The sequence below is a fragment of the Streptomyces sp. NPDC104761 genome (genome assembly GCF_055583445.1).
The window spans coordinates 113,106-126,059 of record NZ_JBVJNZ010000001.1; the positions used below are offsets into that span (position 1 = coordinate 113,106).

General features: G+C 75.0%; 10 protein-coding genes and 1 pseudogene. 2 read left to right on the forward strand and 9 right to left on the reverse strand.

Features of this window, described 5'->3' with window-relative positions; translation table 11 throughout:
* Nucleotides 1-16 precede the first annotated feature (16 nt).
* The 3 genes from ACZ63F_RS00525 to ACZ63F_RS00535 form a co-directional block, all read right to left on the reverse strand.
* The gene (locus tag ACZ63F_RS00525) at nt 17-1,030 is read right to left on the reverse strand and encodes a hemolysin family protein (RefSeq protein WP_469707349.1); all 1,014 of its coding nucleotides are present in this window, start codon (nt 1,028-1,030) and stop codon (nt 17-19) included.
* Nucleotides 1,027-2,364, reverse strand: a complete 1,338-nt coding sequence (locus ACZ63F_RS00530) for a hemolysin family protein (RefSeq protein WP_469707351.1) — start codon at nt 2,362-2,364, stop codon at nt 1,027-1,029. The genes ACZ63F_RS00525 and ACZ63F_RS00530 overlap by 4 nt, the downstream gene beginning before the upstream one ends.
* 274 nt (nt 2,365-2,638) lie before the next feature.
* The gene (locus tag ACZ63F_RS00535) at nt 2,639-3,055 is read right to left on the reverse strand and encodes a GNAT family N-acetyltransferase (protein ID WP_469707353.1); all 417 of its coding nucleotides are present in this window, start codon (nt 3,053-3,055) and stop codon (nt 2,639-2,641) included.
* A gap of 317 nt (nt 3,056-3,372) precedes the next feature.
* Here ACZ63F_RS00535 and ACZ63F_RS00540 point away from each other — a divergent pair, with 317 nt between their 5' ends.
* A complete protein-coding gene (locus ACZ63F_RS00540) occupies nt 3,373-3,969 on the forward strand; it encodes an RNA polymerase sigma factor (RefSeq protein WP_469707354.1) in 597 nt (198 codons plus the stop codon).
* Between the two features lie 78 nt (nt 3,970-4,047).
* On the forward strand, nt 4,048-5,061 hold the full coding sequence (locus ACZ63F_RS00545; protein ID WP_469707357.1) for a MerR family transcriptional regulator: 1,014 nt from the start codon (nt 4,048-4,050) through the stop codon (nt 5,059-5,061).
* 24 nt (nt 5,062-5,085) lie between these two features.
* On the opposite strand, the gene ACZ63F_RS00550 is transcribed toward ACZ63F_RS00545, so the two are convergent.
* The 6 genes and pseudogenes from ACZ63F_RS00550 to ACZ63F_RS00575 all read right to left on the reverse strand — a co-directional run.
* Nucleotides 5,086-5,229: a hypothetical protein gene (locus tag ACZ63F_RS00550; protein ID WP_469707359.1), complete on the reverse strand. Its 144-nt coding sequence runs from the start codon at nt 5,227-5,229 to the stop codon at nt 5,086-5,088.
* Between the two features lie 124 nt (nt 5,230-5,353).
* Nucleotides 5,354-6,727, reverse strand: coding sequence for a cryptochrome/photolyase family protein (locus tag ACZ63F_RS00555; protein ID WP_469707360.1), 1,374 nt, complete (start codon nt 6,725-6,727; stop codon nt 5,354-5,356).
* Between the two features lie 323 nt (nt 6,728-7,050).
* A complete protein-coding gene (locus ACZ63F_RS00560) occupies nt 7,051-8,058 on the reverse strand; it encodes a DUF5914 domain-containing protein (RefSeq protein WP_469707361.1) in 1,008 nt (335 codons plus the stop codon).
* A complete protein-coding gene (locus ACZ63F_RS00565; protein ID WP_469707363.1) occupies nt 8,055-9,083 on the reverse strand; it encodes a phytoene/squalene synthase family protein in 1,029 nt (342 codons plus the stop codon). Before ACZ63F_RS00565 ends, ACZ63F_RS00560 begins: the two co-directional genes overlap by 4 nt.
* Nucleotides 9,080-10,840 (reverse strand): phytoene desaturase, encoded by a 1,761-nt coding sequence (locus tag ACZ63F_RS00570; RefSeq protein WP_469707365.1) that lies wholly within the window; start codon nt 10,838-10,840, stop codon nt 9,080-9,082. The genes ACZ63F_RS00565 and ACZ63F_RS00570 overlap by 4 nt, the downstream gene beginning before the upstream one ends.
* Before the next feature lie 587 nt (nt 10,841-11,427).
* Nucleotides 11,428-12,690 (reverse strand): annotated as a pseudogene (locus ACZ63F_RS00575) (polyprenyl synthetase family protein); the annotation flags it as partial.
* Nucleotides 12,691-12,954: the final 264 nt, after the last annotated feature.

The following is a 12,954-nucleotide window of genomic DNA, read 5'->3' on the forward strand; positions in this document are numbered from 1 at the left end:
CCTCCGCCGGTGCGGCCTACGCGTGCTGCCCGAACAGCTCCCGCAGCACGTCCTCCATGGTCACCAGCCCCGCCAGCCGTCCGTCGTCGCCGAGCACGCCCGCCAGGTGGGTACGGCTGCCGCGCATCGCGGTGAGCACGTCGTCCAGCGGAGTGTCCTCCCGCACCCGCGCGATCGGCCGCATGTCCCGCAGCCGGAACGCCTCGTCCCGGGGCGAGGCGTCCAGCGCGTCCTTGACGTGCAGGTAGCCGACGATCCGCCGCCCCTCGTCCACCACCGGGAAGCGGGAGAAGCCCGATTCCGCCGACAGCCGTTCCAGCTCCTCCGGGGTGACGCCCACGCGCGCGTAGACGACGCGTTCCAGGGGTACCACCACGTCCCGCACCGGCCGGCGGCCGAGCTCCAGGGCGTCGTGCAGCCGCTCCTGCGCCCGGTCGTCGATCAGGCCCGCCTCACTGGCGTCCTTGACGATCTCGGCCAGCTCGGTGTCCGTGAAGGTCGCCGAGACCTCGTCCCTGGTCTCCACCCGGAGCAGCTTCAGCAGGCCGTTCGCGAAGGCGTTGATCGTGAAGATCACCGGGCGCAGCGCCCGGGACAGGGCGACCAGGGGAGGACCGAGGAGCAGCGCGCTGCGCACCGGCTCCGCCAGCGCCACGTTCTTCGGCACCATCTCGCCCAGCAGCATGTGCAGGTAGGTCGCCAGCGCCAGGGCGATCACGAAGGACACGGCATGGCCCGCGCCGGCGGGCACGCCGACCGCGTGGAACACCGGCTCCAGGAGATGCGCGATCGCGGGCTCCGCGACCACACCGAGCACCAGCGTGCACAGCGTGATGCCGAGCTGGGCCGCGGCCAGCAGCGCGGACACGTGCTCCAGGCCCCACAGCACGCTCCTGGCCCGCCGGTCGCCCGCCTCCGCGTGCGGCTCGATCTGGGAGCGACGCACGGAGATCAGCGCGAACTCCGCGCCGACGAAGAAGGCGTTCACGACCAGCGTCGCGAAACCGATCAGCAGCTGAACGGCGGTCACCGCTGCCCCTCCTGCTCCGTCGTCCCGTCGGCGAGCGGCGCGTGCAGAAGCACCCGGGCCGCCCGCCGCCCCGACGCGTCCACCACGTCCAGGCGCCACCCGGCGACCTCGACACTGTCCCCGGTCTCGGGTATCCGGCCCAGCTCGGCCGCGACCAGCCCGGCCAGCGTCTCGTACGGCCCCTCGGGAACCCGCAGGCCCACGCGGGCGAGCTGGTCCATGCGCGCCGCGCCGTCCGCCGAGTAGAGCGCGCGGCCGCTGTCGTCGGCACCGGCGGGGGCGAGGTCGGGCGTCTCGTGCGGGTCGTGCTCGTCGCGGACCTCGCCGACGACCTCCTCGACGATGTCCTCCAGGGTGGCGACCCCGGCCGTACCGCCGTACTCGTCGATGACGACGGCCATGGTGCGCCGGCCGCCGAGGCGGTCCAGGAGACGGTCGACGGTGAGGGACTCGGGGACCAGCAGGGGCTCGCGCATCATCTGGTCGACCCGGACCCGGGGCCGCTCCTCGGCGGGCATGGCCAGGACGTCCTTGATGTGGGCGGTGCCGACGACCGAGTCCAGGCTGTCCCGGTAGACCGGGAAGCGGGACAGGCCGGTCGCCCGGGTCGCGTTCGCCACGTCCTCGCAGGTCGCCCTGACCTCCAGGGCGACGACCTGGACGCGCGGGGTCATCACGTTCTCGGCCGTGAGATCGGCCAGGTTGAGTGTGCGCACGAACAGCTCCGCGGTGTCCGGCTCCAGCGCGCCCTGCTTGGCCGAGTGCCGCGCCAGCGCGGCCAGCTCCTGGGGCCCGCGGGCGGAGGCGAGCTCCTCGGCGGGCTCGATGCCCAGGCGCCGTACCAGCCGGTTCGCCGTGTTGTTCAGATGCGTGATGAAGGGCCGGAAGGCCGCGCTGAACCAGCGCTGGGCGTTGCCCACCCGCTTGACCACGGACAGCGGCGAGGAGATCGCCCAGTTCTTGGGCACCAGCTCGCCGACGACCATCAGGAACACCGTGGACAGCGCGGTGCCGATCACCAGCGCCAGCGAACTCGCCACCGACGCCCCGATCCCGACCGCCTCCAGCGGGCCTGCCAGCAGCTTGGCGATCGAGGGCTCGGCGAGCATGCCGACCACCAGGTTGGTGACCGTGATGCCGAGCTGCGCCCCCGAGAGCTGGAACGTCAGGTTCCGTACCGCCTTGAGGGCGCCGGCCGCTCCGCGCTCGCCGCGCTGCGCGGCCCGCTCCAGCTCGCCGCGCTCGACCGTGGTCAGCGAGAACTCGGCCGCGACGAAGGCACCGCAGGCGAGCGACAGCAGGATCGCCACCAGCAGGAGGAGCACTTCGGTCATCGGGTCACCTCCGTCCCAGCATCGGACAGGGCGGACGGGATCGCGCGGTGTTGCCGGCGGACAGGAGGGGGAGGCTCGCCCATGGAGGGACGCTCACACACCTTTCATCGAGGGACGACGACACCCCCAATGGTAAAGGATGGGCAAAGTACGGATTCGGTGCCCTCCGCCGGGCCTCACGCGCCGTCACCTGCGGCAGGTACCCCATGGCCCGCCAGGCATGGCGGCCGGTCTCGTGGTGCGCCGACGCGACCGCGGTTCCGCGCGCCTGGACCTAGAGGGGCTTCACCCAGCGTCGCCAGTGGTCCTCGCGGAGGTAGCCACGCGCGGCCCATGTGTGGTGGGCCCGTTCGTTGGCTTCCAGGACCATGGCGTCGACGCGTCGCCCGCCCAGGGCGGCGAAGCGTTGTTCCGCGGCTTGCAGCAGGGCGGTGGCGATCCCTTGCCGGCGGAGGCCGGGACGGACGGCCAGTCGGTAGGCGGAGCATCGCCATCCGTCGAAGCCGGCTATGACGGTTCCCACGAGGAGGTCGTCGCGTACGGCCAGGAGCAGGGCCTCCGGGTCTCGTGCGATGAGCCCGGCGACTCCGTCGTGGTCGTCGCTGATGCTCGTTCCTTCTGCAGCGTCACGCCAGAACCGCAGCACGGTGTCGATGTCCGAGAACGTGGCGTGGCGGATGAGATCGCTCATGGGGTGAGCCAAGCAGAGTGCCCGCTCGTCCGTCGAACGGGTTTGCCGGTGAGGGCGCAGAACCGTCGCGGCGCACGAGAACGCCTTCATCGTCGCCTCGACGTGCTGCTGGACACCCTGCTGGTGCGCTCCCTGCCGGTCCCGGCACTCGTGCGGGACGCCGGGTGCCGCGTGTCGGCGCCTCGCGGTCGCTGTCCGGGCGGCTGGGCGGGCCGCCCGGGAAGACTCGATGCAGACTCGATGCGAGTTGTTCCCGTCGGCGTGCCGGTCGGACCGTGTCGGAGAGGCAGGGACCATCCCGCACAAGGAGCGACCGGATGACCGCATTGGCTGTGACCGAAGCCCCGCCCAGGCCCATCGCGGACCCGGACGACGATCTGGCCCTGCGTTTCGCGGCCGGGGACGAGAGCGGCCTGGAGGCGGTCTATCGTCGCTGGGCGCCCCTCGTCCTCTCCCTGGCGCGGCAGTCGCTGGGCGACGGCGCGGAGGCCGAGGACGTCACCCAGACGGTGTTCCTCGCCGCCTGGCGCGGCCGCCACGGCTACCGTCCGGGCCGTGGGCCGCTGCCCGCCTGGCTCGTGGGCATCGCCCGGCGCAAGATCGCCGATGCGCTGTCCGCCCGCACCCGGCGCACGGACCTCGTCGCGGCGGCGGCGCGCGAGCCGGCCCGCTCGCCGGATCCGTCGTACGTGCAGGACGCGGTCCTGGACCGCGTGGCGGTCACCCGCGAGCTGCGCCGGCTTCCCGAGGCCCAGCGGCGGGTGCTGTGCCTGGCGTTCTACGGTGACCTGACGCAGACGCAGATCGCCCACGTCACCGGTTGGCCGCTGGGTACGGTCAAGAGCCACGCCCGGCGCGGTCTGCTGCGCCTGGGCCGGAGCCTGGACGCCGGTGCCGCGGAGCGAGCACGCTGACCGGACGGTTCGCGCACCGGCGACCGAGTGGGCGGACTCTGCTCCGGTGCGCCGGAACCAGTCCGGGGAGAGAAACACATGACCAGCGTGAACGCCACTGGGCAGCATCCGTCCGAGCGGCCCGCCGTGCCGGGCGGCGCCGGTTTGACCACCGGTGTGCTGGCCCGCCGCCTCGGCGTGTCGCCCATGACCCTGCGCTCGTGGGACCGCCGCTACGGCATCGGCCCGACCGCGCGCACCGCGGGCGGGCACCGTCGCTGGACGGCGGCGGACGTGGCCACGATCGAGGAGATGTGCCGGCTGACGGCGACCGGTATCCCGCCGGCCGACGCGGCCCGCACCGCCCGTAGGGCCGCCGCCGGCCCGCCCTCCCCGGCGGAAGCCGTCGTTCCGACGCCACCGCCGCCCGTGGAGCGGTCGCGGGCCGCCGGTGCGCTGCCTCTCGGAGACGTCCGTCAGGAATGCCGCGGCCTGGCCCGCGCCGCCGTACGACTGGACGCCCCCGCGCTCGAGAAGCAGCTCACCGCCGCTGTCGAGCGCTACGGCGTCGTCGTCGCGTGGCAGGAGGTGATGGTCCCCACCCTGCACGCCGTGGGACGCCGCTGGGCGTCCTCCGAGGACCAGTACGTGGAAGTGGAGCACCTGCTCGCCTGGCACGTCTCCACCGTGCTGCGCCGCAGCGCGGCGCCCGCCGTCCCCGTGGTCCCGCCCGCGGCCGGCTGCGTCCTGCTGGCCTGCGCGCCCGGGGAACAGCACACACTGCCGTTGGAGGCACTGCACGCGGCGCTCGGTCACGAGGGTCTGCCGGTACGCATGCTCGGAGCCGCAGTGCCCGTCGAGGCGCTGGACGCGGCGGTGCGCCGGCTGGGCCCGGTCGCGGTCGTGCTGTGGGCCCAGCAGAGCGCACGGGCGGCTCCGGCCCTGGCCCGGCACATCGCCGGGCAGCGCTGGGGCATGAAGGGGACGCGGCGCGGTCCGACGGTGCTGCTGGGCGGCCCCGGCTGGAGCCGGTCCCAGCCCGCCGGCGTGCTCAGGCCGGCCGGACTGGCGCAGGCGGTGGAGGCGCTGCGCACCCTGTGCACCGCAGGGTGAGCCCACGGACACGTTCCCGTCCGCTCACCGCGGGGTGCCGTGCCGCGATCCCGAGCCGCCGGGCGCCCACCCCGTCACGGCGGGCGCCTCGCCCGTGCGTCGCCGCTCCAGACGCAGCACCTCGTCGAGGCCGCCGAACCGGTACCGGCCCCGCACCGCGCGTGGCATGCGGGCGTTGCCGGACGGCAGCCGCCGGTGCCGGTACAGGAAGTCCGGGTATCCGGCGGTGCGGGGGCACGCGCTGGGTGTGGCCTGCGCGCGCGAGGGCCGGCGGATGTCCCGCGGCCGGCCCTCAGGCGCGCCCCCGGGCCCGCTTGAAGCGGTCCAGGCCCTCCGCCAGGGACACCACCGGCTCGGGATAACCGGTGCTCGCGCGCTCCTGCGCCGGAAGCCTCCACGGCTCGTGCACGTAGGCCGCCTTCACCTCCGCCAGCTCCGGCACCCAGCGCCGCACGTACGCCCCGTCCGGGTCGTACCGCTTGCCCTGGGTGACAGGGTTGAGCACCCGGTTGGGCCGGGTGTCGGTGCCCGTGCCGGCCATCCACTGCCAGTTCAGCTGGTTGTTCGCCATGTCGCCGTCGACCAGCAGGTCCAGGAAGTGCCGGGCGCCCACCCGCCAGTCGACGTACAGCGTCTTGGCGAGGAAACTCGCCGCCAGCAGCCGCCCCCGGTTGTGCATCCAGCCCTCGTGGCGCAGCTGGCGCATCGCCGCGTCGACGAGCGGGTAGCCGGTGCGTCCTGCCCGCCACGCCTGCGCGTCCGCCTCCGCGTCCCTCCCGCCGCGCCAACGGTCGCGGTGGGTGCGGTAGTCGCGTGCGGCGGCGTCGGGACGTGCGGCGAGCACCTGTCGGTTGAAGTCGCGCCAGGCGACCTGCCGTACGAACGCCTCCGCGCCTGCGCCACCGGCCCTGCGGGCCCGGTGCACCACCTCGACCGGTGACAGGGTGCCGAAGTGCAGGTGGGGGGAGAGCCGGGAGGTGGCGTCGCCCGCCAGGTCGTCGTGGCGTTCCGCGTACGCAGCCACGCCGGAGCGCAGCCACGCGGTGAGCCTGCGCCGTCCCTCGGTCTCACCGCCCGCGCAGAGCCCGGGCGACACCCCGTTCACCTCGTCGCGCCTCGGCAACGGGGCGGACCCCACCTTCTCCGGCACGGCGACCGCGCCCGGCGCGTCCAGCGCGTCCCGCAGCCCCTGCGCGGACCAGTGCCGGTAGTACGGCGTGAACACCGCGAAATGGTCGGAGGAGGCCGGGGTCACCGCGCCCGGCGCCACGGCCGTACAGACCGTGTCGTGCACGTACAGGCGCCGCCCGTCGGCCTCCAGCGCCCGGCGCAGCCGCCGCTCGCGTGTCTGCGCGAACGCGCTCACGTCGCCCGCCATGTGCACCTCGTCGGCATCCGCCTCGGCGGCCACCCGGCACACCTCCGTGACGGTGTCGCCCTCGCGCAGCACCAGCCGGCCGCCCCGCTCCCGCAGCCGGGCGTCCAGGTCCCGCAGGCAGTCGGAGAGGAACGCGAGCCGGTTCGGTGCGGCGAAGCCCGCCGCGTCCACGGCCGGGTCACGCACGAACAGCGGTACCACCCGGCCTCCGCCGTGCAGGGCCGCGCGCAGCGGCGGGTGGTCCGACAGCCGCAGATCACATGTGAACACGACGACCGAGGTCTGCATGGGGGGCTCGCTTCCGCTTCCTGTAAGGACACTCGGGGATGGCTTCGCCCCGTCGGCCGCTGCCGGATGCGGCGAGCCGCCGGAAGTCCCCCGTCCGGGTGCCGACGCCCCCGCGGCGGCCGGCGAGGCCATGTAGCGGAAGACGTCAGGCACCCGGCGAGGAGGTGGCGTCGTCACCCGGAGGACGGGCCCTGCGGAATCCGGTCCGTCCTCCGGCCGGGCCGACCGACCCCTGGACCGGGCACGGGGCCGCCGCTGAGGTGTCCGTTGCGCGGGACCGGACTCACGCATGCGCACCCTCCTCGTGCGGGTTCCGTGGCCGCTCAGCCCGGGAAGCGGCCCGTCGACCGCAGCTGCCAGCGGCGCTCGGCGTAGGCCAGGTCGTCCCGCCACAGCCGCCCGGCCGCGGCGCGAACCAGGGGACGCAGCAGCGGTGCGGCCCGGCGGGCGGCCGCGAAGCCCGGACGGTGCGAGGCGGCGAGCACCGCCTCGACGACGGCGGTGCGCGGCCGGCCCGTCCCGTCCGCGCCGAGCGGCGTGGCATGCGTCTCCACGACGGAGCCCGCGCCCTCGCCCTCGGTGATGCGCATGACGACCGTGCGGGGTTCGGGCGCGGTGAAGACGGCGCGAACCGGCACCACCAGCCGGCCCGCCACCTTGAAGGACACGTCGACGGTCAGCGCGTCCGGGCCGTCGTCCACCGCACCGCCCTGGCCGCCGGGTGCGTCCACCACGGTCAGGTCGACGAACGAGTAGGGGTGGAACCACGCCCCGTGCCACGGATCGAGCCGGTTGGCCACCACGTCCTCGGGCTCGCAGACACCCACTGCGGTGTACACGGCCGTCAGGGTGCGCGCGGATTCGGGGCGCCGCGGCAGGACCGGTGCGTCCAGCGGCTCCTCGCCGCCCACCGCGTCCAGCCGGGTCCACACCAGTACCCCGTCGTCGTGCACCGGCAGCGGCGACCAGCCCGCGTACGGGCCGCCGTCCAGGGCGAGTCCGTGCCAGTGGCACACCAGCGTGCCGCAGCGCACCGGACTGTCCCGGAGCGGTGCTCCCAGGTGCGGGCAGATCCCCGGTCCGCCCACGAGGCGCCCGTCGGGCCCCCGCCACACCACGACCTCCTGCCCCGCCACGGTCCGCGCCAGCTTGCCGTCGCCCCGCAGGGCGCGGGAGGCCCCGACGACGTACCAGTTCCCGGACGGGCGGGCCTGCGCCCGTTTCAGCGCCCCGGCGATCAGCCCGGGCCGCGCCTCCTGCCAGGTGGGCCGCTGACGCTCCCAGGAGACGGCGTGCCGGCGCAGCGCCAGCGGCAGGCGGCGGCGGTTCACGCGACCTCCTCGGTGGAGCGGACGGCCGGCGTCGGCGAGGACGTGGCCGAGGGCAGGGCTCGGGCGGCAGGGGACGGGCGGTGTCCGGTGGCGGTTCGCGCGCGCAGCCGGGCCGCCGTCACCCGGACCAGCCCGTCGGCGGCGACCACCGCCCTGCGCCGTCGCGGCACCATCGACCGCCGGTGCAGCACGGCGTAGCCGTCGCGGGCGACGGCGTCGAGGATGCCGCCGTACAGGACGGCCGCGGTGCGGATGCAGGGCCGCGCCACCGGGTCGAGCAGGTCGACACCGGGCATCGCCCCCCGGTACACGCCGCGGGTCAGCGCCTCGAACTCCCTGAGCGCGGCGGTGATCCTGCCGTCCGGGCGGCCTGTCGTGCGGCTCCAGACCAGCAGCTCCCGGTCCACGTTGTGACCGGCGAGCAGATCGGCGGGCAGGTAGACGCGCCCGCGGTCCAGATCCTCGCCGACGTCCCGCAGGAAGTTGCTCAGCTGGAAGGCGACGCCGAGCGCCGCGGCGTACGGTGCGGCCTCCTCCCGCGGCACCACCGTGCCCAGTACGGGCAGCATCTCGAGCCCGATCACCGCGGCCGAGCCGTGCATGTACGCGCGCAGGTCGGCGTAGGTGGGGTACGCCGTCACGACCAGGTCGGAGCGCATCGCGGCCATGAAGTCCCGGAAGTGCGTGCGGTCGATGGCGTAGCGGCGGGCGGTGTCGGCGAGCGCGCGCACCACCGGCTGTCCGCCGCCCTGCCGCAGCCCCTCCTCCAGTTCCTCCTGGAGCCGGGCCAGCGCCCGCACCCGTACCTCGGGTCCGGCGCCGGGGTCGAGGGAGTCGACGATGTCGTCGGCCCAGCGGGCGAAGCCGTACAGGGCGTGCACGGCGGGCCGCCGCTCGACGGGCAGCAGCCGGGTGGCGAGGAAGTAGGTCCTGCCGTGCCGGGCGTTGAGGGCGCGGCAGTGGCGGTAGGCCGCGCGCAGCGCCGCATCGCTGATCCCCGCCGCGTCCAGCTCTCGGTCGGTCATCGTGTCCTGCCTTCGGTCGCGGGAGCCGTCGGGTCGGCCGGTGGGCTCCCCGGCAGCGGAGGCTGCTGTGCGGCGGGGAACTCCGGTGGGGAGGCCGGCGACTCCAGCGGTGCGGCGAGGCGGTCGCGAGGGGCCTCGGGCGCTGGGCGGACGGCCGCGGACCGCCGCCCGGCGGCCCGGAACACGGAGGGGACCGGGGAGTCCGTGGGCGCCGGGGCGCCGGCCCGGCCGGTGGCGGCGGGCGCGGCGGGGCGCGTGCGACTGCTTCGGCGGCCGGGTACGCCCGTGACCCGGGCCGCGGCCAGCTTCCCCGACAGCAACACGGTCGGCACCCCCACGCCGGGCGTGGTCCCGCAGCCGGCCAGGACCGCGTTCTCGGTGCCGCGCACCAGGTTGCGCGGCCTGAACGGTCCGGTCTGCGCGAAGGTGTGGGCGGCCGAGAAGGGGGTACCGGCGGCGTGCCCCTGGGCGTGCCAGTCGGCCGGGGTGATCAGGCTCTCCTCCTCGATGGCGGCTTCGAAGCCGTCCAGCCCGCGCCGCTCCAGCTCGCGCAGCAGCGCGTCCCGGTAGCGCGGGCCGAGGTCGGACCAGGCCGCCGGGTCCGGGCCGATGTCGGTGTTGGGGCAGGGGGCGAGGATGTAGTGCAGGTGGTGGCCCGGTGGCGCGAGGCCGGGATCGGTGGTGGTGGGGCGGGTGACGAGCAGCGACGGATCGCTCATCAGCCGTCCTGCGCGGGTGAGTTCGTCGAACGTGGTGTGCCACGCCGCGCCGAACGAGATCGTGTGGTGGGCGAGTTGCTGCCAGGTGCGGTCCGTGCCGGCGTGCAGCACGACCGCGGAGGGGGAGTGGCGCAGCGCGAGCGGTCTGCGTGGCCGGCGGCCGAGGAGCCGGTAGGTGACCGGCAGGTCCGGAGTGAGGACGACCGCGTCGCACGGGATGCGGCCGGTGTCGGTGACGACGGCCGTGATGCGCTCGCCCGACCGCTCCAGGCGGGTCACTCGCTGCCCGAACCGCAGTTCGGCGCCTGCCGCGGTGGCCGCCTCCGCCATCGCCCGCGGCAGGGCGTGCACGCCGCCCCGGGGGAAGTACACGCCGGCGACGGTGTCCATGTAGGCGATGACCGCGTAGGCGGCCAGCGCCCGTTCCGGAGGCACGCCCGCGTACAGGGCCTGGAAGGAGAACACCCGGCGCAGCCGCTCGTCGCTCAGGAAACGGCCGATCCGGGCGTCCAGGCGGCCGAAGCCGCCCAGTGCCGCCAGCCGGGCGAGGTCGCCGTTGAGCAGGCCGAGCGGTGAGTCGAAGTTGGCGTCGATGAACCGGCGCATCTGGGCCTGGTACAGCCGCTGAAGCCAGTCGCGCAGCCGCCGGTAGCCCGCCGCCTCCGCCGCTCCGGCGAACCGCTCCACCTCCGCGGCCATCGCGTCCGCGCCGGTGTGCACGTCGAGGCTGCTGCCGTCCGCGAAGCAGGCCCGGTAGGCCGGGTGCAGGGGGATCAGCTCGACCCGCTCGTACAGGCTGTCGCCGACGGCGGCGAACGCCTCGTCGGCCAGCTCCGGCATGGTGAGCACGGTGGGCCCGGTGTCGATCCGGTAGCCGGCCAGGTCGAGGCGTCCGGCCCGGCCGCCGGGCAACTCCTCACGCTCGACCACGGTGACCCGGCGTCCGGCACCCAGCAGGTGCAACGCCGCCGACAGCCCGGCGAGTCCGGCGCCGACGACCACCACGTGGTCCGTGGGCCCGGGCAGGATGCGGGTCACCGGCCACTCACCGCGCCGCCACGAGAACCGGACGCGCACGGACCGTGCGCGGACCGCAGACGTACGACGGCATCCCCACCGTGCCGCGCTCCTCCCGACCCGCCTTCTCCGGCCCCGCCTTCTCCGGCTCCGCCTTCTCCGGCTCCGCCTTCTCCGGCTCCGGCTCCTCTCATGCCGCCTTCTCTGGCTCCGGCTTCTCTCGGTGGGGCTTCTCCCGGTCGGGTTTCTCCCGGTGGGGCTTCTCCCGGTCGGGTTTCTCCCGGTGGGGCTTCTCCCGGTCGGGTTTCTCTCGGTGGGGCTTCTCCCGGTCGGGTTTCTCTCGGTGGGGCTTCTCCCGGTCGGGTTTCTCTCGGTGGGGCTTCTCCCGGTCGGGTTTCTCCCGGTGGGGCTTCTCCCGGTCGGGTTTCTCCCGGTGGGGCTTCTCCCGGTCGGGTTTCTCCCGGTGAGGCTCCTCCCGGTCGGGCTTCTCCCGGTGGGGCCTCTCCCGGCCCGCCTTCTCCGGCTCCGGCTTCTCTCGGCGGGGCTTCTCCCGGTCCGGCTCCTCCCGGTCCGGCTTCTCCGGCTGCGGCCTCTCTCGGCCGGGCCCCGCCCGGTTCGGCTCCTCCCGGTCGTGCCTCCGCCGCCGCGACCAGCAGGCCGCGCAGCGGCTCGGCGCCCTCCGGGTCGAGCAGGGCGCTGTCGAAGTGCCGCAACCCCTGGGCGGTGAGCCGGTCGATCTTGCTTTCCACGGTGGCGCGCGCCCCTGTCGAGACCAGCACGTCCCGCACCTCGTCCAGACCTCGCCCGGTGAGTCCCACGTCACCGAGCCATCGGTCCAGGACGTGGAGTGCGGCGACGTCGCCGGCCGCCTCGGCCCGCGCGCGGGCGACCGCGACCAGATAGGTGGGTTTGCCCTCCCGGATGTCGCCGCCGCACGCCTTGCCGGTCTCCAGCGGGTCGCCGAAGACGTCGTCCAGGTCGTCGCGCAGCTGGAACGCCATGCCCACACAGCGTCCGGCGTCGCACAGCCGACGCAGCGTCAGGTCGTCCGCGCCCGCCGCGGTCGCTCCCAGGGCGAGGGGCCGCTCCACCGAGTACAGAGCGCTCTTCAGACGGGCAGCCTGCAGCGCGCGGGGCATCGACCGCGACGCGCTGATCTGGCCCTGTACGTCCAGGTACTGGCCCGCCACCATCTCCGTGCGCATGTCGCTCCACAGCCGCCGCACCACCAACCCGGTCCAGGGCGCCAGCGGCGTCTCCGCCACGAGGTCGTCGGCCCAGGCCAGCGCCAGGTCCCCGGCGAGCACCGCCGCCGACTGCCCGAACCGCCCGGCCCGTTCGGGCCCGACCCGGTCGGCATACCTGGCGGTCAGGTCCGTGTGCAGCGCGGGACGGCCACGCCGCAGTGCGGCCCGGTCCATCACGTCGTCGTGGACGAGCGCGCACGTCTGGAGCAGTTCCAGGGCGGCTGCGATGTGCAGGGCCGCCGCCGCGGCCGCCGGGTCCCGGCCGGCGCAGGCCCGAGCGGCCCACCACACCAACTGCGCGCGCGTGCGCTTGCCTCCCCGCAGAGTGAAGCGCGCCACTCGTTCGGCCAGTTCCCCGGCGAACAGGGAATCCGCCAGCCGGGCGCGGCGCAGGCGCTCCGCCAGCACATGGTCGAGCATCCGGCCGACAGCGCCGGTCACGTCGGCGTCGATTCCGCGTACCTCGGCGGACGCGGTGGGAAGCAGTCCGCTCGCCTCCGGGCACGCCTCGGTCCCTTCCGTGCCGTCGGCCACCGGCCTGCGCGGGCGTGACGCCACCGCCGCGGCCGCGACCGGCCGCGGCGGTGCGCCCGCAGGGTGGTCCTTCGCGTGCGTGGGACGCATCCCGGTTCCCTCCGTCGTGTCTGTGTCCGTCGTTCCCGTCACCCGTCTGCTTCGGCGCGGGCGGCCCGGACGGATGCGCGCACGTGTCACGCGATCGCGGCGGCCACCGGGGCGGCCCCCTCCACCGTGCCGTCTCCGGCGTCCGGCCGCTCGCCGTCAGGGAGGTGCCTGCATCCGCCGGGGTACAGAATCCGGAAGACCAGCCCGAGGCAGCCGAGGGCGGGCGCCGTGTCCTCCCATCGCCCGTCCGGAGCGCGGCACCGC